Genomic DNA, 21,963 nt, shown 5'->3' on the forward strand with positions numbered 1-21,963 from the left:
GTGCCATGCGTCTTTGTGACCGCGATATAGAAGCCTGGCTGGATGAAGGCCGCCTGTCTATCACCCCGCGTCCGCCGGTTGAGCGTATTAACGGCGTGACCGTCGATGTGCGTCTGGGGAATAAATTCCGCACCTTCAGCGGCCACACGGCACCGTTTATCGACCTCAGCGGGCCGAAAGACGAAGTCAGCGCGGCGCTGGATCGCGTCATGAGCGACGAAATCGTCATCGAAGAAGGAGAGGCGTTTTATCTCCATCCTGGCGAACTGGCGCTGGCGGTGACCTTTGAATCGGTCACGCTGCCTGCGGATCTGGTCGGCTGGCTTGATGGACGCTCTTCCCTGGCGCGTCTGGGCCTGATGGTGCACGTCACCGCGCACCGTATCGATCCGGGCTGGTCTGGCCGTATCGTGCTGGAGTTCTTTAACGCCGGTAAACTGCCGCTGGCGCTTCGTCCGGGAATGATGATTGGTGCGTTGAGCTTTGAACCGCTGACCGGCCCGGCAGACCGTCCTTATAACCGCCGTCAGGACGCAAAATATCGCGACCAGCAGGGTGCGGTTGCCAGTCGTATCGATAAAGACTGATCTGTGAGTTCACTGAGGAAGCCATGAGAAGAGTTCTGACAACGCTGATGATTTTGCTGGTGGTGCTGGTGGCTGGCCTTTCAGCGTTGGTGCTGCTGGTTAACCCGAATGACTTCCGGGCCTACATGGTGCGGCAGGTGGAAGCGCGCAGCGGGTATGAACTCAAGCTGGACGGGCCGCTGCGCTGGCACGTCTGGCCTCAGCTCAGCATTCTCTCCGGACGTATGTCCCTCACCGCGCCGGGCGCCGCGCAGCCGCTGGTCACGGCGGATAACATGCGTCTTGATGTCGCGCTCATCCCGCTCTTATCCCATCAGCTCCAGGTAGAACAGGTGATGCTGAAAGGGGCGGTGATTCAGCTTACGCCGCAAACCGAAGCCGTTCGTCAGGCGGATGCTCCGGTCGCACCGCGTGAAAACACCTTGCCTGACGTCCCCTCTGACACCGGCTGGTCGTTCGATATTGGTAATCTGAAAGTGGCTGACAGCGTGCTGGTTTTCCAGCATGAGGATGACGAACAGATCACCGTACGCAATATCAACCTCAGGATGGAGCAGGACGCCAACCATCACGCCACCATGGAGTTCTCCGGGCGAATCAACCGCAATCAGCGCGATCTCAACCTGTCGATGAACGCGAACGTGAACGCCTCTGACTATCCGCACCAGCTGACGGCGGACGTTCAGCAGCTCAACTGGCAGCTGACCGGCGCGGATTTACCCGCGAAGGGGATTGTCGGCCAGGGCACGATGCAGGCGGTGTGGCATGAAGAGCGCAAACAGCTCGAACTGAACGCGCTCAACCTCCAGGCCAACGACAGCGCCCTGAAGGGGCAGGCGAGCGTCACGCTTGATGAGAAACCTAAGTGGGTGCTGGATCTGCAATTCGACAAACTGAACCTCGAGAACCTGCTTCCGCCCCAACCAGTGAACGCGACCGATGAGGGAGCCACGCAGGAGGGGCAAAGCCAGGTCACGCAGTCGCGTCCGGTGATCTCCTCAAATCTCGATCTGCCTGACTACAACGGCCTGCGCGGATTTACCGCCGACATTCTGCTGAAAGCGAACAGCGTGCGCTGGCGTGGAATTGATTTTACTGACGTCAGCAGCCAGATGTTCAACCACAACGGCCTGCTGGTCATCTCCGAGCTCAGCGGAAAAATGGGAGCAGGGAACCTCTCCCTGCCGGGCACGCTGGATGTACGCAACGACGTTGCCAGCGCCGCGTTTCAGCCGCGTCTGGAAAACGTTGAGATTGGCACCATTCTGAAAGCCTTTAATTACCCGATTGCCCTCACGGGGCAGCTGTCGCTGGCAGGGGATTTCTCCGGCACGAAGATTGATGCGGACGCCTTCCGTCGTAGCTGGCAGGGGCAGGCGCACGTTGAGCTGAAAGATTCGCGCATGGAAGGGCTGAACTTCCAGCAGCTGGTGCAGCAGGCGGTAGAGCGCAGCAGCAGCGTGAAAGCGAATGAAAACTACGACAGCGCAACCCGTCTCGACAGCTTTACCAGTGAGCTTGCCCTTGACAACGGCCAGCTCTCGCTTGACGACATGCAGGGGACGTCGTCACTGCTGGCCCTGACCGGAACCGGCGCGCTGGATCTGGTGAAAGAGACGGCAGACACCCGCTTCAACGTCCGCGTGAAGGCTGGCTGGGAAGGCGAAGGCCAGCTTGTGGAGTTCCTGAAAGAGACGCCGATACCGCTGCGCGTATACGGAAAATGGCAGGAGTTGAATTACAGTTTGCAGGTCGATCAGATCCTGCGTAAGCACCTTCAGGATGAAGCGAAACGTCGGCTGAATGACTGGGCGGACCGCAATAAAGAGTCTCAGTCAGGTAAGGATGTGAAAAAGCTGCTCGATAAGCTGTGATGCCTGTTGTGCCGGGTGGCATGTGCGGCCTGATGCCCTCACCCCGGCCCTCTCCCACGGGGAGAGGGCGCAACCACTAAAAACGGCAACGAGGTTGCCGTTTTGCTTTTACCTACACCTCAAAATCCATCTCATCTTCACCGGGCAGCGGTATCAGCTGCACCTTCTGCACGCGATGGCTCTCAACCTGCAAGGTTTTGATCATGTAATCCCCCACCTGAACCTCTTCGCCCGGCTGCGGGATACGTTGCAGATATTCCATCAGCAAACCGGCGATGGTGTGGTATTCGCGCTTCTCGTCCAGCGGAAGCGGAACGAACTGCACCAGATCTTCAAGCGGCATGTGGCCGTTGGCGGTCCAGCTGCCGTCGGCGTTTTTCTGAATATCGTGGCGCGCATCGATCTCATCCACCTCATTAGGCAGATTACCGGCGATGGTTTCCATCACGTCGCTGAGCGTCACCAGCCCTTCCACAGAACCAAACTCATCAACGACAAACGCGAAGTGGGTACGCGCGTTGCGGAACTGCTCCAGCGCGGAGAGCAGCGGCAGCGCTTCCGGGAAGACCAGCGGCTGGCGCACCAGCGCCCGCAGGTTGAGCGGCTCGCCGTGAAGCTGCTGTTGCAGCAGGTCAATCACGTGTACCACACCCAGCAGCTCTTCTTCCTCTTCACCGCCGGTGACAACCACGCGGGTGTGCTGGTTTTTATCCAGCAGGGCACGGATCTGCTCTTCCGGCGCCGTCAGGTCAATATGCTCGATGTCATGGCGGGAGGTCATGATACTGCTCACCGAGCGCTGGTTGAGGTTAAGCACGCGCTCTATCATCCGGCGTTCCTGCGGGTTAAAGATCTGCCCGTCGCTGTGGTCGGCAAGCATCGCCGCGGATTCAGCATCCAGCTCGGCATCCTCTTTTTTGCCGCTCAGCAGGCGCATCACCGTATCTGCGGTGCGCTGTCGTAATGTCTGGTTCGCGGAGAGAAAACGGCGACGGTTGAAAATGGCCAGCTGGTTGAGAAACTCAATCAGCACCGAGAAACCAATGGCGGCGTACAAATACCCTTTCGGGATATGGAAGCCAAAACCATCCGCCACCAGGCTAAAGCCAATCATCAGCAGGAAGCTCAGACAGAGGATGACGATAGTCGGATGACTGTTCACGAAGCGCGTCAGGGCTTTACTGGCGAGCACCATCAGGGTGATGGCGATGATCACCGCGGCCATCATCACCGCCAGATGGTCAACCATCCCGACGGCCGTGATCACGGAGTCGAGAGAAAAGACGGCGTCCAGCACCACGATCTGCGCGACCACCGGCCAGAATTTAGCGCCGCGTCGCTGGGTGGGGTTTTCACTGTCTTTTCCTTCCAGCCGCTCATTAAGCTCAACCGTGGCTTTGAACAGCAGGAACAATCCGCCGAAAAGCATGATCAGGTCGCGGGCGCTAAAGCTCAGACCCTGCACGCTGAATAAGGGTTTGGTCAGCGTCACCAGCCAGGAGATTGAGGCCAGTAACAGCAGACGCATCACCATGGCGAGCAGAAGACCCGTCACGCGGGCGCGGTCGCGTTGTGAAGGGGGTAATTTATCGGCAAGGATGGCGATAAACACCAGGTTATCAATGCCGAGCACTAATTCGATGACGACCAGCGTCACCAGCCCGGCCCAGATTGATGGATCGGCAATCCATTCCATAGTAAATGCAATACCTTCTGTTATATGACTAATGTCACACTTCGATCATGGATAAAGCCGACGGAAATTGCAATGCCGGGGTGAGATTTCTCTTAATGCTACACTCTGGTAAACCCCATTTGCCGGGCGGTGTAAATAAGTTAATTGCGAAGATTTAATTACACAAGTCGATATTTAGGAAATATCGCAATAAATGGTCCGGCGAACTATTTTGTCAATATAAAGAAAATCCGAAAACCTTAAAACTTTGCTCTTAATATTAATCTTAAAAACGAATATTAGGACGGTTGTCTCCTTGCCTGCTATTAGGTTAGCTGCAACAATTCTTCCAGCATCAAATGTTAAATCTCCTTGTTGCTATTTTTGTTTCGGTCTTTGGTGAAGGTTATACATTATCAATCGCCCCTGTGAGGCGTTTGATATATTTCGCAAAAGGCCTTATCCAAGAGGGTGTCTAACCATAACGCATTGTTTAGTCAGTGGATTGGTAACTGAAAGCCAAGGGCGGTAGCGTGCCTGAAAGCGTGTGAATCAGCCTCAATTATTCTGTCAATAGCCAATCGATGAATAAGCTTTTTTTAGGACTGATGCCAGTTATATTGCTAAATGATTAACTGCATTCTGATTGTCACCACGACCCGCGCTTATTTTAATTGCACAGGATAATTACTCTGCCAAAGTGATAAATAATCAATGATGAAATCCAAAATGAAATTGATGCCATTATTGGTGTCTGTGACCTTGATGAGTGGTTGCACGGTCTTTCCCGGCAGCAATATGTCGACAATGGGCAAGGATGTGATTAAACAGCAGGATGCTGATTTTGATCTCGACAAAATGGTGAATGTGTATCCATTAACCCCACGTCTGGTAGAACAATTACGCCCACGTCCAAATGTTGCTCAGCCAAATATGTCTCTGGACCAGGAAATTGCCTCTTACCAGTATCGCGTGGGTCCGGGTGACGTCATTAACGTGACCGTCTGGGATCACCCTGAACTGACCACGCCTGCGGGCCAGTACCGCAGCTCAAGCGACACCGGTAACTGGGTACAGTCCGATGGCACCATGTTCTATCCCTACATTGGCAAAGTGCACGTCGCGGGCAAAACGCTTGCTGAGATCCGTAGTGATATTACCGGCCGCCTGGCGCAGTACATTGCTGACCCGCAGGTGGACGTTAATATCGCCGCGTTCCGATCTCAGAAAGCCTATATCTCTGGCCAGGTCAATAAATCCGGCCAGCAGGCGATCACCAACGTCCCGCTCACCGTTCTCGATGCGATCAATGCCGCAGGCGGCTTAACCGACGGCGCTGACTGGCGCAACGTGGTGCTGACCCACAACGGCAAAGAGCAGCGCATTTCGCTTCAGGCGCTGATGCAAAACGGTGACCTGACCCAGAACCGCCTCCTTTATCCGGGCGATATTCTGTACGTGCCGCGCAACGACGATCTGAAAGTGTTCGTGATGGGTGAAGTGAAGAAACAGAGCACCCTCAAGATGGACTTCAGCGGTATGACCCTGACCGAAGCGCTGGGCAATGCGGAAGGCATCGATCTGACTGCCTCCAACGCCAGCGGTATCTTCGTGATCCGTCCAATCAAAGGCGAGAACGCGAAGGGCAAGATTGCCAACATCTACCAGCTGGATATGTCCGACGCGACATCGCTGGTCATGGCAACGTCGTTCCGTCTCCAGCCGTACGATGTGGTCTATGTCACCACCGCGCCGGTTGCCCGCTGGAACCGTCTGATCAACCAGTTGCTGCCTACCATCAGTGGCGTTCGCTACATGACGGATACGGCGAGCGACGTTCATAACTGGTAAGCCGCGATGTTTAACAAAATTCTGGTGGTGTGCGTGGGGAACATTTGCCGTTCCCCCACGGCTGAAAGGCTGTTGAAAAATTACCAGCCTGCGTTAACGGTCGACTCCGCAGGGCTGGGCGCGCTGGTCGGAAAAGGTGCCGACGAACGTGCCGCAAGCGTTGCCCTTGAGCATAACCTCTCACTCGACGGGCACGTTGCCCGTCAGGTCTCTGGCCGGATGTGCCGGGAATATGACCTGATCCTCGCGATGGAAAAACGCCACATTCACGCGCTGTGCGATATCGCACCGGAGATGCGCGGCAAGGTGATGCTGTTTGGTCACTGGGATGGTGAGCGCGAAATTCCCGATCCGTATCGCAAGAGCCGCGAGGCCTTTGAGGCGGTATACACCTTACTAGACCAGTCTGCCCGTCAGTGGGCGCAGGCACTGAAAGCTCAGCAGGGATAACAATGACAGAAAAAACAAGACCTTCTGCCGCCCCGACGTCGGGCAGTGATGAAATCGATATCGGTCGCCTGGTCGGAACCGTTATTGAAGCGAAATGGTGGGTGCTGGGTATTACCGCCATCTTTGCCGTGGCGGCGATCGTTTATACGCTGTTCGCGACGCCAATTTACAGCGCCGACGCGCTGGTGCAGATCGAACAAAATACCGGAAACTCGCTGGTTCAGGATATCGGATCGGCACTGGCCAACAAGCCGCCGGCATCGGAAGCCGAAATTCAGCTGATCCAGTCGCGCCTGGTACTGGGCAAAACGGTTCATGACCTGGGGCTGGATATCGCGGTCACCAAAAACACCTTCCCGGTATTTGGCGCAGGCTGGGATCGCCTGATGGGGCGCAGTAACGATACGGTAAAAGTGACCGACTTCGTGATCCCAAAAGGGGCAGGGGACCAAACCTTTACCCTGACCGTGCTGGGACCAAAACAGTATCAGCTGACCAGCGACGCGGGCTTCAGCGCGCGCGGCGAAGTGGGGCAGATGCTGACCAAAGAGGGCGTCAGCATCAAGGTCAGCGCAATTCAGGCGCATGAGGGCGGGGAGTTTACGGTCACCAAATTCTCGACGCTCGGGATGATCAACAACCTGCAAAACAACCTGACCGTCACCGAAAACGGCAAGGACACCGGCGTCCTGAGCATGACCTTCACCGGTGAAGACAAGGATCAAATTCGCGACATCCTCAATAGCATCACCCGCAACTATCTGGAGCAGAACGTTGAGCGTAAGTCAGCGGAAGCCGCAAAAAGTCTGGCGTTCCTCAGTAAACAACTGCCGGAGGTGCGCGCCCGTCTGGATGATGCAGAGAACAAGCTGAACGCCTACCGTCAGGACAAGGATTCCGTCGATCTGCCGCTGGAGGCGAAATCGGTTCTCGACTCCATGGTGAATATTGATGCGCAGCTGAACGAGCTGACCTTCAAAGAGGCGGAGATTTCCAAGCTCTATACCAAACGTCACCCGGCGTACCGCACGCTGCTGGAGAAACGTCGTACCCTGGAAGAAGAGAAGGCGAAGCTGAATGACCGCGTGACCGCGATGCCGAAGACGCAGCAGGAAATTGTACGCCTGACGCGTGATGTGGAATCTGGCCAGCAGGTTTACATGCAGCTGCTGAACAAACAGCAGGAGCTGAAAATCACCGAAGCCAGCACCGTCGGCGACGTGCGTATCGTTGACCCGGCGATTACCCAGCCGGGCGTGCTGAAGCCGAAGAAAGCGCTGATTATTCTCGGCAGCATTATTCTCGGCCTGATGCTTTCCATCGTCGGCGTGCTGCTGCGCTCGCTGTTCAACCGCGGTATCGAAAGCCCGCAGGTGCTGGAAGAGAACGGGATCAGCGTGTATGCCAGCATCCCGCTCTCCGAGTGGCAGAAGTCCCGGGATAGCGTCAAAACCGTTAAGGGCGTCAAGCGCTACAAGCAGAGCCAGCTGCTGGCCGTGGGTAACCCGACCGACCTGGCGATTGAAGCGGTGCGCAGCCTGCGTACCAGCCTCCATTTCGCCATGATGCAGGCCAAAAACAACGTCCTGATGATGACCGGTGTCAGCCCGTCAATCGGTAAAACCTTCGTCTGCGCCAACCTGGCGGCGGTGGTGAGCCAGACCAACAAGCGCGTGCTGCTGATCGACTGCGATATGCGTAAGGGCTACACCCACGAGCTGCTGGGCACCAACAACGTTAACGGTCTATCGGAAATCCTGCTCGGTAAAGGGGAAATCAGCGAGAGCGCCAAGCCGACCTCGATTCCGAAATTTGACCTGATCCCGCGTGGCCAGGTGCCGCCGAACCCGTCTGAACTGCTGATGAGCGAGCGCTTCACGCAGCTGATTGAGTGGGCGAGCAAAAATTATGACCTGGTGCTGATCGATACCCCACCAATTCTGGCGGTTACCGACGCTGCCGTGGTAGGGCGTCATGCGGGCACCACGCTGATGGTCGCACGCTATGCGGTGAACACCCTGAAGGAAGTGGAAACCAGCCTGAGCCGCTTTGAGCAGAACGGTATTGAGGTGAAGGGGGTCATTCTGAACTCCATCTTCCGCCGCGCGACCGGGTATCAGGATTACGGCTACTACGAGTACGAATACAAGTCTGACAGTAAATAATAATCCCCCTCATCCTAACCCTCTCCCCAGGGGGGAGAGAGGACTGCATGGTGCAGCTTTTCTCCCTCTCCCTCCGGGAGAGGGTCGGGGTGAGGGATAAGGGGAAGACCATGACCACACAACGCCCTTTGATTTCTATCTATATGCCGACATGGAATCGTCAGCAGCTGGCGATCCGCGCGATTAAATCGGTCCTGCGTCAGGATTACGATAACTGGGAACTGATTATCGTGGATGACTGTTCCTCCTCTTACGAACAGCTGCAAAAATTTGTCGAAGACCTGAACGATCCGCGCGTGGTGTACACCCACAACGCCATCAACTCCGGGGCGTGTGCGGTGCGCAACCAGGCGATTATGCAGGCGAAAGGGCAGTATCTGACCGGTATCGACGACGATGACGAATGGACGCCAAACCGTCTGTCGATCTTCCTGTCGCACAAAGCGCAGCTGGTGACCCACGCGTTTCTGTATGCCAATGACTATGTCTGCCAGGGAGAGGTCTATTCGCAGCCGGCCAGCCTGCCGCTGTATCCGAAATCACCGTATTCCCGCCGCCTGTTCTACAAGCGCAACATTATTGGCAATCAGGTGTTTACCTGGGCATGGCGCTTTAAGGAGTGCCTGTTCGATACCGAGCTGAAGGCCGCGCAGGATTACGACATTTTCCTGCGGATGGTGGTGGAGTACGGCGAGCCGTGGAAGGTGGAAGAGGCCACGCAGATCCTGCACATCAATCACGGGGAGATGCAAATCACCTCGTCGCCGAAGAAATTCTCGGGCTACTTCCATTTTTACCGCAAGCACAAGGACAAGTTTGACCGTGCCAGCCGGAAGTATCAGCTCTTCACCCTGTATCAGATCCGTAACAAGCGCATGAACTGGCGCACGCTGCTGACGCTGCTGTCGGTACGTAACGGCAAGCGTCTGGCTGACGGGCTTCGGGGGAAATAATGTTTCTGGAAGATTGCCGCGCTAACAGCTGGAGCCTGCGCCCGTGCTGCATGGTTCTGGCCTACCGTATTGCGCACTTTTGCTCGGTGTGGCGCAAAAAAAATGTGCTGAACAATATCTGGGCCGCGCCGATGCTGGTGCTGTACCGCATCATCACCGAATGCTTTTTTGGCTATGAAATTCAGGCCGCTGCCACCATTGGCCGCCGCTTTACCATTCATCACGGCTATGCGGTGGTCATCAATAAGTTCGTCGTCGCGGGTGATGATTTCACCATTCGCCACGGGGTGACAATCGGAAACCGCGGGCCGGACAGCCTGGCCTGCCCGGTGATTGGCAATAACGTCGAGCTGGGCGCCAACGTGGTGATGATCGGGGACATTACCGTGGGCAATAACGTGACGATTGGCGCAGGCAGCGTGGTGCTGGACAGCATTCCGGACAACGCGCTGGTGGTGGGCGAGAAAGCCCGCGTGAAGGTGATTAAATGAACATTCTGCAATTTAACGTACGCCTCGCAGAGGGCGGGGCGGCAGGCGTAGCGCTGGATCTGCACCAGCGCGCGCTGCAAAAAGGACTCCAGTCGCGCTTTGTTTACGGTTACGGCAAAGGCGGCAAGAAAAGCGTCAGCCATGATAACTATCCGCAGGTGCTGAAGCAGACGCCACGTCTGACCTCCATCGCCAATATTGCGCTGTTCCGCCTGTTTAACCGCGACCTGTTCGGCAACCTGAATAATCTCTACCGCACCGTCACCCGCACCCGCGGGCCGGTGGTGCTGCACTTCCATGTGCTGCACAGCTACTGGCTGAATCTGGAAGAGGTGGTGGCGTTTTGTGGCAAGGTCAAGGCGCACAAGCCGGATACCCGATTCGTCTGGACGCTGCACGACCACTGGAGCGTGACCGGACGCTGCGCCTTTACCGACGGCTGCGAAGGCTGGAAAGATAACTGCCAGAAATGCCCTACGCTCAGTAACTACCCGCCGGTGAAGATCGATCGCGCGCATCAGCTGGTTGAGGGTAAGCGTCAGCTGTTCCGCGATATGCTCTCGCTCGGCTGCACCTTTATCTCCCCAAGCCAGCACGTGGCGGACGCTTTTAATAGCCTGTACGGAGCAGGGCGCTGCCAGATCATCAACAACGGTATTGATGTGGCGACGGAAGCGATCCTGGCCGAACTGACGCCCGTAGCCGTTACCCCCGGTAAGCCGAAAATTGCGGTCGTCGCCCATGACCTGCGCTACGACGGCAAAACCAACCAGCAGCTGGTGCGCGACATGATGGCGCTCGGCGACAAAATTGAACTGCATACCTTCGGCAAATTCTCGCCGTTCGAAGGCGCTAACGTGGTGAACCACGGGTTTGAAACCGACAAGCGCAAACTGATGAGCGCGCTGAACGGTATGGACGCGCTGGTGTTCAGCTCCCGCGTGGACAACTACCCGCTGATCCTGTGCGAAGCGCTCTCCATCGGCGTACCGGTGATTGCCACCCACAGCGACGCCGCGCGGGAAGTGCTGGAGAAATCGGGCGGTAAAACCTTCAGTGAAAACGAGGTGCTGCCGCTGGTGCAGTTGTCGAAGGCCGATATCGCGCAGGCTGTTTTTGGCACGGACCTGGAATCGTTCCGCAACCGCAGCCGCAAAGCGTACAGTGGACAACAGATGCTGGAGGAGTATGTCTCGTTCTATCAGAATCTGTAGTTATCTGCTGCTGCCGCTGATCTACCTGCTGGTCAACGTTAAGATTGCCCAGCTCGGTGAAAGCTTCCCGATCACTATCGTTACCTTCCTGCCGGTTCTGCTGTTGCTTTACGTTGACAAGCTTAACCTCAAAAAGCTGATGATTGCGCTGGGCATCGGGTTTGGTCTGACGGCGTTTAACTACATCTTTGGTCAGTCGCTGGACGCCAGCAAATATGTCACCTCCACCATGCTGTTTGTTTATATCGTTATCATTATTGGCATGGTGTGGAGTATTCGCTTTAAAACTATTTCTCCGCACAATTATAGGAAAATCCTCAGGTTCTTTTATATTGTCGTCGGGCTGATTGTTGTGCTTGCGGCAATGGAGATGGCACAAATTATTCTTACAGGCGGCAGTAGCCTGATGGAAATAATTTCGAAATATCTTATATACAGTAACAGCTATGTACTGAACTTCATTAAGTTTGGTGGCAAGCGTACAACCGCGCTCTATTTTGAACCGGCGTTTTTTGCTCTGGCATTAATCTCAATTTGGCTCAGCATCAAACAGTTCGGTATCAAAACCCCCAAGACCGATGCTATGATTCTTGCAGGAATCGTTCTGTCAGGGTCGTTCTCCGGGGTAATGACGTTTATTCTGTTTTACCTGCTGGAGTGGGCGTTCCAGTACCTGAACAAAGAGGCGATTAAGAAAAAACTGCCGCTGGCGATAATCTCTCTGACGGTATTTTTAGTGGGCGTAATATTTGCATTTCCGTACATTTCTGAACGTCTGGGTGATTTGGGAACGGAAGGTTCGTCGTCCTATTATCGTATCATTGGTCCACTGGTGATGGTGGGTTATTCCTTAACCCATATTGATGGCGTAGTAAGATTCGGCTCACTTTACGAATATGTTGCATCATTCGGAATCTTTAACGGTGCGGATGTCGGTAAAACCATAGACAATGGTCTGTATCTGTTAATTATCTATTTTTCCTGGTTCGCCGTACTGTTGACACTGTGGTATCTGTTTAAAGTTTTCAAAATGATGATTAACGCGTTTGGTGATAACCAGAACTTTCGCGTGCAACTTTATCTGTTCACACCGGTGTCGTTGTTTTTTACCGGGTCAATATTTAGCCCGGAATATGCATTCTTAATTGTATGTCCGTTTATTTTGCGCAAAGCGCTGAATATTACGAGCGTATGACGAAATGAGGTGATTTATGTTTCTTAGCGTCATTACTGTCGCCTTTCGTAACTACGAAGGGGTGGTAAAAACCTGGCGCTCGCTGCGCAACCTGGCGCGCGATCCGAGCCTCACGTTTGAGTGGATCGTGGTCGATGGCGGCTCGAACGACGGCACGGCGGAGTTCCTGGAAAAACTCAACGGTGAGTTCAACTTACGTTACATCAGCGAGAAAGATAAAGGCATTTACGATGCCATGAATAAAGGCATCAACATGGCGCAGGGGCGTTACGCCATCTTCCTCAATTCCGGCGATGTGTTCCATGAAGATGTGGCGCTGTTTGCCCGTCAGCTGGCGCGCCAGAAAGAAGATGCCATGTTTATCGGTGATGCGCTGCTTGATTTCGGCGAGGGGAAAAAAGTGCTGCGCAGCGCGAAACCAGGCTGGTATATCTACCACAGCCTGCCGGCCAGCCATCAGGCTATTTTCTTCCCAATGAGCGGCCTGAAAAAACAGCCTTACGATTTGCGCTATAAAGTGTCATCAGATTATGCCCTGGCCGCCAGCCTGTACAAATCTGGCTACCCGTTCCGTCGAATTAAAGGTCTGGTATCTGAATTTTCCATGGGCGGCGTGTCAACCTCGAATAATCTGGAACTGTGCCAGGATGCCAAAAACGTGCAGCGTAAAATATTACGCGTGCCGGGGTTCTGGGCGGAATTATCTTATTTCTTACGTCTGAAAACGACGGGTAAAGCGAAAGCCTTATATAACAAAGCCTGAGATATAAGGAAACGTAATGCAGGAATTAAATGGATTCTCCGTGCCGAAAGGTTTTCGGGGCGGGAGCGGTATTAAAGTTCAACTGTGGTGGGCTGTACAGGCAACGTTATTTGCCTGGTCGCCGCAAATACTGTACCGCTGGCGCGCATTTTTACTGCGTCTGTTTGGCGCAAAAATAGGAAAAAACGTAGTCATTCGACCTTCGGTGAAAATTACTTATCCCTGGAAATTAACGCTTGGGGATTACGCCTGGGTTGGGGATGACGCGGTGTTATATACCCTTGGCGAGATTACGATCGGCGCAAATTCGGTGGTGTCACAGAAGTGTTATTTGTGCACCGGCAGCCACGATTTTATGAGCCCGCATTTTGATATTACCGCTTCGCCTGTTGTGATCGGTGAAAAATGCTGGCTGGCAACAGACGTCTTTGTTGCACCCGGTGTTTCTGTTGGCGATGGCACGGTAGTCGGTGCCCGCAGCAGCGTTTTTAAATCGCTACCGGCAAATAAAATTTGCCGTGGCAACCCCGCAGTGGTGATACGCGAACGCGTTGAAACTGAAAAACTTTGATAAGTACAGAGGAATATAAACATGTCTAAAGTCGCTCTCATCACCGGCGTTACCGGACAAGATGGTTCTTACCTGGCAGAATTGCTGCTGGAAAAAGGGTATGAAGTTCACGGTATTAAGCGTCGTGCCTCTTCATTCAACACCGAGCGTGTCGATCACATTTACCAGGATCCGCATGCGGCAAACCCGAAATTCCATCTGCACTACGGCGACCTGACCGATACCTCCAACCTGACCCGCATCCTGCAAGAAGTACAGCCGGACGAAGTGTACAACCTGGGGGCGATGAGCCACGTTGCGGTTTCTTTCGAGTCTCCTGAGTACACCGCTGACGTGGATGCTATGGGTACGCTGCGTCTGCTGGAAGCGATTCGCTTCCTTGGTCTTGAGAAGAAAACCCGCTTCTACCAGGCATCTACCTCTGAGCTGTACGGTCTGGTGCAGGAAATTCCGCAGAAAGAGACCACGCCGTTCTACCCGCGTTCTCCGTACGCTGTGGCGAAACTGTACGCTTACTGGATCACCGTGAACTACCGTGAATCCTACGGCATGTACGCCTGTAACGGCATTCTGTTCAACCACGAATCTCCGCGTCGCGGCGAAACCTTTGTGACCCGCAAAATCACCCGCGCGATCGCCAACATCGCTCAGGGCCTGGAGTCTTGCCTGCACCTCGGCAACATGGATTCCCTGCGTGACTGGGGCCATGCGAAAGACTACGTGAAAATGCAGTGGATGATGTTGCAGCAGGAACAGCCAGAAGACTTCGTGATCGCGACCGGCGTGCAGTACTCCGTACGTCAGTTCGTTGAGATGGCTGCGGCACAGCTGGGCATCAAGCTGCGCTTCGAAGGCACCGGCGTGGAAGAGAAGGGTATCGTTGTTTCCGTTACCGGCCACGACGCACCGGGCGTGAAGCCAGGCGACGTGATTGTCCAAGTTGATCCGCGTTACTTCCGTCCTGCTGAAGTGGAAACCCTGCTGGGCGACCCAACCAAAGCGCACGAGAAGCTGGGCTGGAAACCAGAAACCACCCTGCAAGAAATGGTATCCGAGATGGTGGCCAAAGATCTTGAAGCAGCGAAAAAACACTCCCTGCTCAAGTCTCATGGCTACGAGGTTGCCATCGCGCTGGAGTCCTGAGAATGACAAAACAACGTATTTTTGTCGCCGGTCATCGCGGAATGGTGGGTTCCGCGATTGTCCGCCAGCTGGAACAGCGCGGGGACGTTGAGGTGATTGTCCGCACCCGCGACGAGCTGAACCTGCTTGATAGCAAAGCGGTGCAGGACTTCTTCGCCAGCGAACGTATCGACCAGGTGTATCTGGCGGCGGCGAAGGTGGGCGGCATTGTCGCTAACAACACCTACCCGGCGGATTTCATCTACGAGAACATGATGATTGAGAGCAACATCATTCACGCGGCGCATCTGCACAACGTGAACAAGCTGCTGTTCCTCGGCTCATCCTGTATCTACCCGAAAATGGCGAAGCAGCCGATCGCCGAGAGCGAACTGTTGCAGGGCACGCTTGAAGCCACCAACGAGCCGTATGCGATTGCCAAAATTGCCGGGATCAAATTGTGTGAATCCTACAACCGTCAGTATAACCGCGACTATCGCTCGGTGATGCCGACCAACCTGTACGGACCGCACGACAACTTCCACCCGAGCAATTCGCACGTGATCCCGGCGCTGCTGCGTCGTTTCCACGAGGCGACTGCCGAAAACGCCCCGGACGTGGTGGTGTGGGGCAGCGGTACGCCAATGCGCGAGTTCCTGCATGTGGACGACATGGCTGCGGCCAGCATTCACGTCATGGAGCTGGATCGCGAGGTGTGGCAGGAAAACACCGAGCCGATGCTGTCGCACATTAACGTCGGGACCGGCGTGGACTGCACCATTCGCGAGCTGGCGCAGACCATCGCGCAGGTGGTGGGCTACAAAGGACGCGTGGTGTTTGACGCCACCAAACCGGACGGCACGCCGCGCAAGCTGCTGGACGTGACCCGTCTGCATCAGCTGGGCTGGTATCACGAGGTCTCACTGGAGCAGGGGCTGGCCAGCACCTACCAGTGGTTCCTGGAAAACCAGCACCGCTTCCGGGGGTAATGATGTTTTTAAGTCAGGAAGATTTTGCCACGGTAGTGCGTTCCACTCCGCTGATCTCAATTGATTTGATCGTGGAGAACGAACGCGGCGAGTTCTTGCTGGGGAAACGAACCAATCGTCCTGCACAGGGCTTCTGGTTCGTGCCCGGCGGGCGCGTGCAGAAGGATGAGACGCTTACCGATGCGTTTGAGCGTCTCACTCTGGCGGAACTGGGCCTGCAACTGCCGATGGCAGCGGGCCAGTTTTACGGGGTCTGGCAGCACTTCTATGACGATAACTTTTCAGGCACCGGTTTCACCACGCACTACATCGTGCTGGGGTTCCGCCTGAAGGTGAGTGAGGCAGACCTGCGTCTGCCTGATTCTCAGCATGACGATTACCGCTGGTTAACGCCAGAGGCGCTGCTGGCAAGCGACAACGTCCATGACAACAGTCGGGCGTACTTCCTTGCGGAACGTCAGGCCGAGGTGCCAGGTCTATGAAAATCCTCGTCTACGGAATTAACTACTCGCCGGAGCTTACCGGTATCGGGAAATACACCGGCGAGATGGTCGAGTGGATGGCGAGCCAGGGACATGACGTGCGGGTGATAACTGCCCCGCCGTATTACCCGGAGTGGAAGGTAGGCGAACGTTATTCCAGCTGGCGCTACCGCCGCGAAGAGGGCGCCGCGACCGTCTGGCGCTGCCCGCTCTACGTGCCGAAACAGCCCTCGACGCTGAAACGTTTAATTCATCTGGGCAGCTTTGCCCTGAGCAGTTTCTTCCCGCTGATGGCGCAGCGTCGCTGGAAGCCGGATCGCATCATCGGCGTGGTGCCGACGCTGTTCTGCACGCCAGGCATGCGCCTGCTGGGAAAACTCTCCGGCGCGCGCACCCTGCTGCACATTCAGGATTATGAAGTGGACGCCATGCTCGGGCTGGGGATGGCGGGGAAAGGCAAGGGCGGCAAGGTGGCGAAGCTCGCCAGCGCCTTTGAGCGCAGCGGCCTGCACAACGTGGATTACGTCTCGACCATCTCGCGCTCGATGATGAACAAGGCGCAGGAGAAGGGCGTCCCGGCGGAAAAAGTGATCTTCTTTCCGAACTGGTCCGAAGTGGCGCGCTTCCGCGATGTGACAGACCAGGAAGCGCAGGCGTTACGCGCGCAGCTCGGGTTGCCTGCTGAGCAAAAAATCATTCTTTACTCAGGCAACATCGGCGAAAAACAGGGGCTGGAGAGCGTGATTGACGCCGCGCTTCAGCTGAGCGAACACCCGTGGATGTTCGTGATAGTCGGGCAGGGCGGCGGTAAAGCGCGACTGGAAAAAATGGCCAGCGAGCGCGGACTGACCAACATCCGCTTCTTCCCGCTTCAGTCTTATGACGCGCTGCCCGCGCTGCTGAAAATGGCGGATTGCCATCTGGTGGTGCAAAAACGCGGCGCGGCGGATGCGGTGCTGCCGTCCAAGCTGACCAACATTCTGGCAGTGGGCGGAAACGCGGTGATTACGGCAGAAGCCGCAACAGAATTAGGCCAGCTGTGCAACAGCTACCCGGGCATTGCCGTTTGCGTGGAGCCGGAATCGGTTCCTGCGCTGGTGACCGGAATTGAGCAGGCACTCGCCATGCCAAAAGAGAACACGGTGGCACGTGAATATGCCGAACGCACGCTCGAGAAAGAGAACGTGCTGAGCCAATTTATTGCAGATATACGGGGATAAATCATGAGTCAAACCACTTTGTATCCGGTCGTAATGGCGGGTGGATCCGGGAGCCGGTTGTGGCCACTGTCCCGCGTGCTTTATCCAAAACAATTCCTGTGCCTGAAAGGCGACCTCACCATGCTGCAAACGACGGTTAACCGTCTGCACGGCGTGGAGTGTGAAAGCCCGGTGGTGATCTGTAACGAACAGCACCGCTTTATCGTTGCCGAGCAGCTGCGCCAGCTGAACAAACTGACCGAAAATATCATTCTGGAGCCTGCCGGACGCAACACGGCGCCTGCCATTGCCCTCGCGGCGCTGGCGGCAAAACGCAGCAGCCCGGACTGCGACCCGCTGATGCTGGTGCTGGCGGCTGACCACGTCATCCAGCAGGAAGAGGCCTTCCGCGATGCGGTACGCGCCGCGATTCCTTACGCTGAGAACGGCAAGCTGGTGACCTTCGGCATCGTGCCGGATCTCCCGGAAACCGGCTATGGCTACATTCGCCGCGGCAGCGTTACGCCGGGTGAAGGCGACAGCGTGGCCTTTGACGTGGCGCAGTTTGTCGAAAAACCGAATCTGGAAACCGCGCAGGCGTACGTGGCCAGCGGGGAATACTACTGGAACAGCGGTATGTTCCTGTTCCGCGCCGGTCGCTACCTGGAAGAGCTGGATAAATATCGCCCGGATATCTTAAGCGCCTGCGAAAAAGCGATGGCGGTGGTGGATCCGGATCTCGATTTTATCCGCGTGGACGAAGAAGCTTTCCTCGCTTGTCCGGAAGAGTCCATTGACTATGCGGTAATGGAACGTACGGCAGATGCGGTAGTGGTACCGATGGATGCGGGCTGGAGCGACGTCGGCTCCTGGTCGTCACTGTGGGAGATCAGCGCGCATACCCCGGAGGGTAACGTCCATCACGGTGATGTGATCAGCCACAAAACGGAAAACAGCTACGTCTACGCCGAATCTGGCCTCGTCACTACGGTAGGGGTGAAAGATCTGGTGGTCGTGCAGACCAAAGACGCAGTGCTGATTGCCGACCGTAATGCCGTGCAGGACGTTAAAAAAGTGGTGGAGAAGATCAAGGCCGATGGCCGCCACGAACACCATATTCACCGTGAAGTCTACCGCCCGTGGGGCAAATATGACTCCATCGACGCCGGCGAGCGTTACCAGGTGAAACGCATCACCGTGAAGCCGGGAGAAGGGCTGTCGGTGCAGATGCACCATCACCGCGCCGAACACTGGGTGGTGGTGGCGGGGACCGCCAAAGTGACCATCGACGGTGAAGTGAAGCTGCTCGGTGAAAACGAGTCCATTTATATTCCGCTGGGCGCCACGCACTGTCTGGAAAACCCGGGGAAAATTCCGCTCGACTTAATTGAGGTGCGTTCCGGCTCCTATCTGGAAGAGGACGACATCATCCGCTTCCAGGATCGCTACGGGCGCGTGTAGCACTCCGCATCATGCCCGGTGGCGCTGCGCTTACCGGGCCTACGAATGACAAAAATAAATTTGGCCATTACATGGTCAGGGCCAACTGTTGCCTGAAAAAGGGGTCATCATGGAAAAATTAACCTGTTTTAAAGCCTACGATATTCGCGGCAAGCTGGGCGAAGAGCTGAACGAAGACATTGCGTGGCGCATCGGCCGCGCGTACGGCGAATACCTGAAACCACAAACTATCGTACTGGGCGGCGACGTGCGTCTGACAAGCGAATCCCTGAAGCTGGCGTTGGCGAAAGGGCTACAGGACGCGGGCGTCGACGTGCTGGACATTGGTCTTTCCGGTACCGAAGAGATCTATTTTGCCACCTTCCACCTGGGCGTGGACGGCGGTATCGAAGTGACGGCCAGCCATAACCCGATGGACTACAACGGCATGAAGCTGGTGCGTAAGGGCGCGCGTCCTATCAGCGGCGACACCGGCCTGCGTGACGTGCAGCGTCTGGCCGAGGCCAACGACTTCCCGCCGGTGAATGAAGCCAGACGCGGCAGCTATAAGCAGATTAACCTGCAAAAAGAGTACATCGACCACCTGCTGGGCTACATCAACGTGGCAAACCTCAAACCGCTGAAGCTGGTGATTAACTCCGGCAACGGCGCGGCAGGCCCGGTTGTCGATGCACTTGAAGCCCGCTTTAAGGCGCTGAACGTGCCGGTGACCTTCGTCAAAGTGCACAACACGCCAGACGGCAACTTCCCGAACGGTATTCCTAACCCGCTGCTGCCGGAGTGCCGCGACGACACCCGCAACGCGGTGATTGAGCACGGCGCCGATATGGGTATCGCCTTTGACGGCGATTTCGACCGCTGCTTCCTGTTCGATGAGAAAGGGCAGTTTATCGAAGGCTACTACATCGTTGGCCTGCTGGCGGAAGCGTTCCTCGAGAAAAACCCGGGGGCGAAAATCATTCACGATCCGCGTCTTTCCTGGAACACCGTCGACGTGGTGAAGGCTGCGGGCGGCGAGCCGGTGATGTCCAAAACCGGCCACGCGTTTATCAAAGAGCGTATGCGCGAGGAAGACGCCATCTACGGCGGCGAGATGAGCGCCCACCACTATTTCCGTGATTTTGCCTACTGCGACAGCGGGATGATCCCGTGGCTGCTGGTGACCGAGCTGCTGTGCCTGAAAGGGCAGAGCCTGGGCGAACTGGTACGCGACCGCATGGCGGCGTTCCCGGCGAGCGGGGAGATCAACAGCAAACTGGCGCAGCCCGCTGAGGCCATTGCCCGCGTCGAACAGCACTTTGCGATTCATGCGCTGGAGATTGACCGTACCGACGGTATCAGCATGGCGTTCCCGCAGTGGCGCTTCAACCTGCGCTCCTCCAACACCGAGCCGGTGGTGCGCCTGAACGTGGAGTCCCGGGCTGATACCGCGCTGATGGAAGCCCGAACGAAGGACATTCTGGCGCTGTTGAATCAGTAATAACTGCCCCTCCCGGTGGGAGGGGGAACCGAATACAGGAACAACGATGACAAATCTAAAAAAGCGCGAACGAGCGAGAACGAATGCATCGTTAATCTCTATGGTGCAGCGTTTTTCTGATATCACCATCATGGTCGGCGGACTGTGGGCGGTGTGTTGGGTCAGCGGGCAGTCGTTCTTATACATGCACTTGCTGATGGCGTTGATTGCGCTGGTGGTGTTTCAGATGATCGGCGGCATGACCGATTTCTATCGTTCATGGCGCGGCGTCAAAATGACCACCGAACTGATGCTGCTGCTCCAGAACTGGACCTTAAGCCTGATTTTCAGCGCAGGCCTGGTGGCGTTCAGCCATGATTTTGATAACCGTCTTGTGACCTATCTCTGCTGGTATCTGTTAACCAGCATTGGCATGGTGGTCTGCCGCTCGCTGATCCGCTTTGGCGCGGGCTGGCTGCGCAACCGCGGGTATAACCGTCGCTTCGTTGCCGTAGCGGGCGACCTGCCGGTGGGGCAGGTGTTGCTCGACAGCTTCCGCAAAGAGCCGTGGTTAGGTTTTGAAGTGGTTGGGATTTATCACGATGCGAAGCCCGGCGGCGTGCCGTCCGACTGGGCAGGTAACTACGAACAGCTTATTGACGATGCGAAAGCCGGCAAAATTCATAACGTCTACATCGCCATGCAGATGAAAGATGAATCCCGCATCAAGAAACTGATGCGCGAGCTGGCGGATACCACCTGCTCGGTGATCCTCATCCCGGATGTCTTCACCTTCAATATTCTCCACTCCCGTATTGAAGAGGTGAATGGGGTACCGGTTGTTCCGCTGTACGACACGCCGCTGTCGGGGATTAACCGCGTGCTGAAGCGCGTGGAAGATATCGTGCTTTCGTCCCTGATCCTGCTGCTCATCTCCCCGGTGCTGTGCTGTATTGCGCTGGCGGTGAAGCTCAGCTCGCCGGGGCCGATCATCTTCCGTCAGACCCGCTACGGCATGGATGGTAAGCCGATCATGGTGTGGAAATTCCGCTCCATGAAGGTGATGGAGAACGACAAGGTGGTGACCCAGGCGACGCAGAACGATCCGCGCGTCACCCGCGTGGGTAACTTCCTGCGTCGTACCTCGCTCGATGAGCTGCCGCAGTTCATCAACGTGTTCACCGGCGGGATGTCCATCGTCGGGCCTCGTCCTCACGCCGTGGCCCATAACGAGCAGTACCGTACCCTGATTGAAGGCTACATGCTGCGCCATAAGGTGAAGCCAGGCATCACCGGCTGGGCGCAGATCAACGGCTGGCGCGGCGAGACCGACACGCTGGAAAAAATGGAAAAACGTATCGAGTTCGATCTGGAGTACATCCGCGAGTGGAGCCTCTGGTTCGATATCAAGATTGTTTTTCTGACCATTTTCAAAGGCTTCGTGAACAAAGCGGCGTACTAA

Annotated in this window: 19 protein-coding genes; 18 read left to right on the forward strand and 1 reads right to left on the reverse strand. The window is 55.9% G+C overall.

The features are described from left to right. Nucleotides 1–5 precede the first annotated feature (5 nt). On the forward strand, nucleotides 6–587 hold the full coding sequence (dcd, locus tag RHN82_RS18095) for a dCTP deaminase (RefSeq protein ID WP_006811250.1): 582 nt from the start codon (nucleotides 6–8) through the stop codon (nucleotides 585–587). A gap of 23 nt (nucleotides 588–610) precedes the next feature. Continuing rightward, the gene (asmA, locus tag RHN82_RS18100; protein ID WP_047053452.1) at nucleotides 611–2,461 is read left to right on the forward strand and encodes an outer membrane assembly protein AsmA; all 1,851 of its coding nucleotides are present in this window, start codon (nucleotides 611–613) and stop codon (nucleotides 2,459–2,461) included. Nucleotides 2,462–2,573: 112 nt separating this feature from the next. Here asmA and RHN82_RS18105 read toward each other — a convergent pair whose 3' ends face one another. Further along, nucleotides 2,574–4,157, reverse strand: coding sequence for a TerC family protein (locus RHN82_RS18105; protein WP_047053453.1), 1,584 nt, complete (start codon nucleotides 4,155–4,157; stop codon nucleotides 2,574–2,576). A 693-nt stretch (nucleotides 4,158–4,850) separates the two neighbouring features. Here RHN82_RS18105 and RHN82_RS18110 point away from each other — a divergent pair. From RHN82_RS18110 to wcaJ, 16 genes are all read left to right on the forward strand, one after another. Continuing rightward, a complete protein-coding gene (locus RHN82_RS18110; RefSeq protein WP_003862079.1) occupies nucleotides 4,851–5,987 on the forward strand; it encodes a polysaccharide export protein in 1,137 nt (378 codons plus the stop codon). A 6-nt stretch (nucleotides 5,988–5,993) separates the two neighbouring features. Further along, nucleotides 5,994–6,437 (forward strand): low molecular weight protein-tyrosine-phosphatase Wzb, encoded by a 444-nt coding sequence (wzb, locus tag RHN82_RS18115; RefSeq protein WP_003862078.1) that lies wholly within the window; start codon nucleotides 5,994–5,996, stop codon nucleotides 6,435–6,437. Between the two features lie 2 nt (nucleotides 6,438–6,439). Continuing rightward, entirely contained in the window at nucleotides 6,440–8,602 is a 2,163-nt protein-coding gene (wzc, locus tag RHN82_RS18120) for a tyrosine-protein kinase Wzc (protein WP_015572374.1), read from the forward strand. 110 nt (nucleotides 8,603–8,712) lie between these two features. Then, nucleotides 8,713–9,555, forward strand: coding sequence for a colanic acid biosynthesis glycosyltransferase WcaA (gene wcaA / locus RHN82_RS18125; protein WP_017383272.1), 843 nt, complete (start codon nucleotides 8,713–8,715; stop codon nucleotides 9,553–9,555). Further along, nucleotides 9,555–10,046, forward strand: coding sequence for a colanic acid biosynthesis acetyltransferase WcaB (gene wcaB, locus RHN82_RS18130; RefSeq protein WP_047053456.1), 492 nt, complete (start codon nucleotides 9,555–9,557; stop codon nucleotides 10,044–10,046). Before wcaA ends, wcaB begins: the two co-directional genes overlap by 1 nt. Then, a complete protein-coding gene (gene wcaC / locus RHN82_RS18135) occupies nucleotides 10,043–11,260 on the forward strand; it encodes a colanic acid biosynthesis glycosyltransferase WcaC (RefSeq protein ID WP_047053458.1) in 1,218 nt (405 codons plus the stop codon). The genes wcaB and wcaC overlap by 4 nt, the downstream gene beginning before the upstream one ends. After that, on the forward strand, nucleotides 11,235–12,455 hold the full coding sequence (gene wcaD, locus RHN82_RS18140) for a colanic acid polymerase WcaD (RefSeq protein WP_003863508.1): 1,221 nt from the start codon (nucleotides 11,235–11,237) through the stop codon (nucleotides 12,453–12,455). Before wcaC ends, wcaD begins: the two co-directional genes overlap by 26 nt. A 16-nt stretch (nucleotides 12,456–12,471) precedes the next feature. Further along, entirely contained in the window at nucleotides 12,472–13,218 is a 747-nt protein-coding gene (gene wcaE / locus RHN82_RS18145; protein ID WP_047053460.1) for a colanic acid biosynthesis glycosyltransferase WcaE, read from the forward strand. 16 nt (nucleotides 13,219–13,234) lie between these two features. Continuing rightward, a complete protein-coding gene (wcaF, locus tag RHN82_RS18150; RefSeq protein WP_015572376.1) occupies nucleotides 13,235–13,789 on the forward strand; it encodes a colanic acid biosynthesis acetyltransferase WcaF in 555 nt (184 codons plus the stop codon). Nucleotides 13,790–13,810: 21 nt separating this feature from the next. Next, nucleotides 13,811–14,932 (forward strand): GDP-mannose 4,6-dehydratase, encoded by a 1,122-nt coding sequence (gene gmd, locus RHN82_RS18155; RefSeq protein WP_003863514.1) that lies wholly within the window; start codon nucleotides 13,811–13,813, stop codon nucleotides 14,930–14,932. 2 nt (nucleotides 14,933–14,934) lie between these two features. After that, a complete protein-coding gene (locus tag RHN82_RS18160; protein ID WP_015572377.1) occupies nucleotides 14,935–15,900 on the forward strand; it encodes a GDP-L-fucose synthase in 966 nt (321 codons plus the stop codon). 2 nt (nucleotides 15,901–15,902) lie between these two features. After that, on the forward strand, nucleotides 15,903–16,382 hold the full coding sequence (locus RHN82_RS18165; RefSeq protein ID WP_065186924.1) for a GDP-mannose mannosyl hydrolase: 480 nt from the start codon (nucleotides 15,903–15,905) through the stop codon (nucleotides 16,380–16,382). After that, complete coding sequence (gene wcaI, locus RHN82_RS18170) at nucleotides 16,379–17,602, forward strand: colanic acid biosynthesis fucosyltransferase WcaI (RefSeq protein WP_047053464.1); 1,224 nt, start codon at nucleotides 16,379–16,381, stop codon at nucleotides 17,600–17,602. The genes RHN82_RS18165 and wcaI overlap by 4 nt, the downstream gene beginning before the upstream one ends. A 3-nt stretch (nucleotides 17,603–17,605) precedes the next feature. After that, nucleotides 17,606–19,042 carry a mannose-1-phosphate guanyltransferase gene (gene cpsB, locus RHN82_RS18175; RefSeq protein WP_047053466.1) on the forward strand — a complete coding sequence of 479 codons (1,437 nt, stop codon included), beginning with the start codon at nucleotides 17,606–17,608 and terminating at the stop codon, nucleotides 19,040–19,042. A 109-nt stretch (nucleotides 19,043–19,151) separates the two neighbouring features. After that, nucleotides 19,152–20,522, forward strand: coding sequence for a colanic acid biosynthesis phosphomannomutase CpsG (cpsG, locus tag RHN82_RS18180; protein ID WP_047053469.1), 1,371 nt, complete (start codon nucleotides 19,152–19,154; stop codon nucleotides 20,520–20,522). 46 nt (nucleotides 20,523–20,568) lie between these two features. Continuing rightward, the gene (gene wcaJ, locus RHN82_RS18185; RefSeq protein ID WP_003863525.1) at nucleotides 20,569–21,963 is read left to right on the forward strand and encodes an undecaprenyl-phosphate glucose phosphotransferase; all 1,395 of its coding nucleotides are present in this window, start codon (nucleotides 20,569–20,571) and stop codon (nucleotides 21,961–21,963) included.

Source organism: Enterobacter cloacae complex sp. EB5 (assembly GCF_031432835.1).
Taxonomy (GTDB): domain Bacteria; phylum Pseudomonadota; class Gammaproteobacteria; order Enterobacterales; family Enterobacteriaceae; genus Enterobacter; species Enterobacter hormaechei_C.

Bases quoted from the DNA above. Each gene is read 5' to 3' on its own strand.
- dcd (WP_006811250.1), top strand. From the start codon at position 6: ATGCGTCTTTGTGACCGCGATATAGAAGCCTGGCTGGATGAAGGCCGC.
- asmA (WP_047053452.1), top strand. From the start codon at position 611: ATGAGAAGAGTTCTGACAACGCTGATGATTTTGCTGGTGGTGCTGGTG.
- RHN82_RS18105 (WP_047053453.1), bottom strand. From the start codon at position 4,157: ATGGAATGGATTGCCGATCCATCAATCTGGGCCGGGCTGGTGACGCTG.
- RHN82_RS18110 (WP_003862079.1), top strand. From the start codon at position 4,851: ATGATGAAATCCAAAATGAAATTGATGCCATTATTGGTGTCTGTGACC.
- wzb (WP_003862078.1), top strand. From the start codon at position 5,994: ATGTTTAACAAAATTCTGGTGGTGTGCGTGGGGAACATTTGCCGTTCC.
- wzc (WP_015572374.1), top strand. From the start codon at position 6,440: ATGACAGAAAAAACAAGACCTTCTGCCGCCCCGACGTCGGGCAGTGAT.
- wcaA (WP_017383272.1), top strand. From the start codon at position 8,713: ATGACCACACAACGCCCTTTGATTTCTATCTATATGCCGACATGGAAT.
- wcaB (WP_047053456.1), top strand. From the start codon at position 9,555: ATGTTTCTGGAAGATTGCCGCGCTAACAGCTGGAGCCTGCGCCCGTGC.
- wcaC (WP_047053458.1), top strand. From the start codon at position 10,043: ATGAACATTCTGCAATTTAACGTACGCCTCGCAGAGGGCGGGGCGGCA.
- wcaD (WP_003863508.1), top strand. From the start codon at position 11,235: ATGTCTCGTTCTATCAGAATCTGTAGTTATCTGCTGCTGCCGCTGATC.
- wcaE (WP_047053460.1), top strand. From the start codon at position 12,472: ATGTTTCTTAGCGTCATTACTGTCGCCTTTCGTAACTACGAAGGGGTG.
- wcaF (WP_015572376.1), top strand. From the start codon at position 13,235: ATGCAGGAATTAAATGGATTCTCCGTGCCGAAAGGTTTTCGGGGCGGG.
- gmd (WP_003863514.1), top strand. From the start codon at position 13,811: ATGTCTAAAGTCGCTCTCATCACCGGCGTTACCGGACAAGATGGTTCT.
- RHN82_RS18160 (WP_015572377.1), top strand. From the start codon at position 14,935: ATGACAAAACAACGTATTTTTGTCGCCGGTCATCGCGGAATGGTGGGT.
- RHN82_RS18165 (WP_065186924.1), top strand. From the start codon at position 15,903: ATGTTTTTAAGTCAGGAAGATTTTGCCACGGTAGTGCGTTCCACTCCG.
- wcaI (WP_047053464.1), top strand. From the start codon at position 16,379: ATGAAAATCCTCGTCTACGGAATTAACTACTCGCCGGAGCTTACCGGT.
- cpsB (WP_047053466.1), top strand. From the start codon at position 17,606: ATGAGTCAAACCACTTTGTATCCGGTCGTAATGGCGGGTGGATCCGGG.
- cpsG (WP_047053469.1), top strand. From the start codon at position 19,152: ATGGAAAAATTAACCTGTTTTAAAGCCTACGATATTCGCGGCAAGCTG.
- wcaJ (WP_003863525.1), top strand. From the start codon at position 20,569: ATGACAAATCTAAAAAAGCGCGAACGAGCGAGAACGAATGCATCGTTA.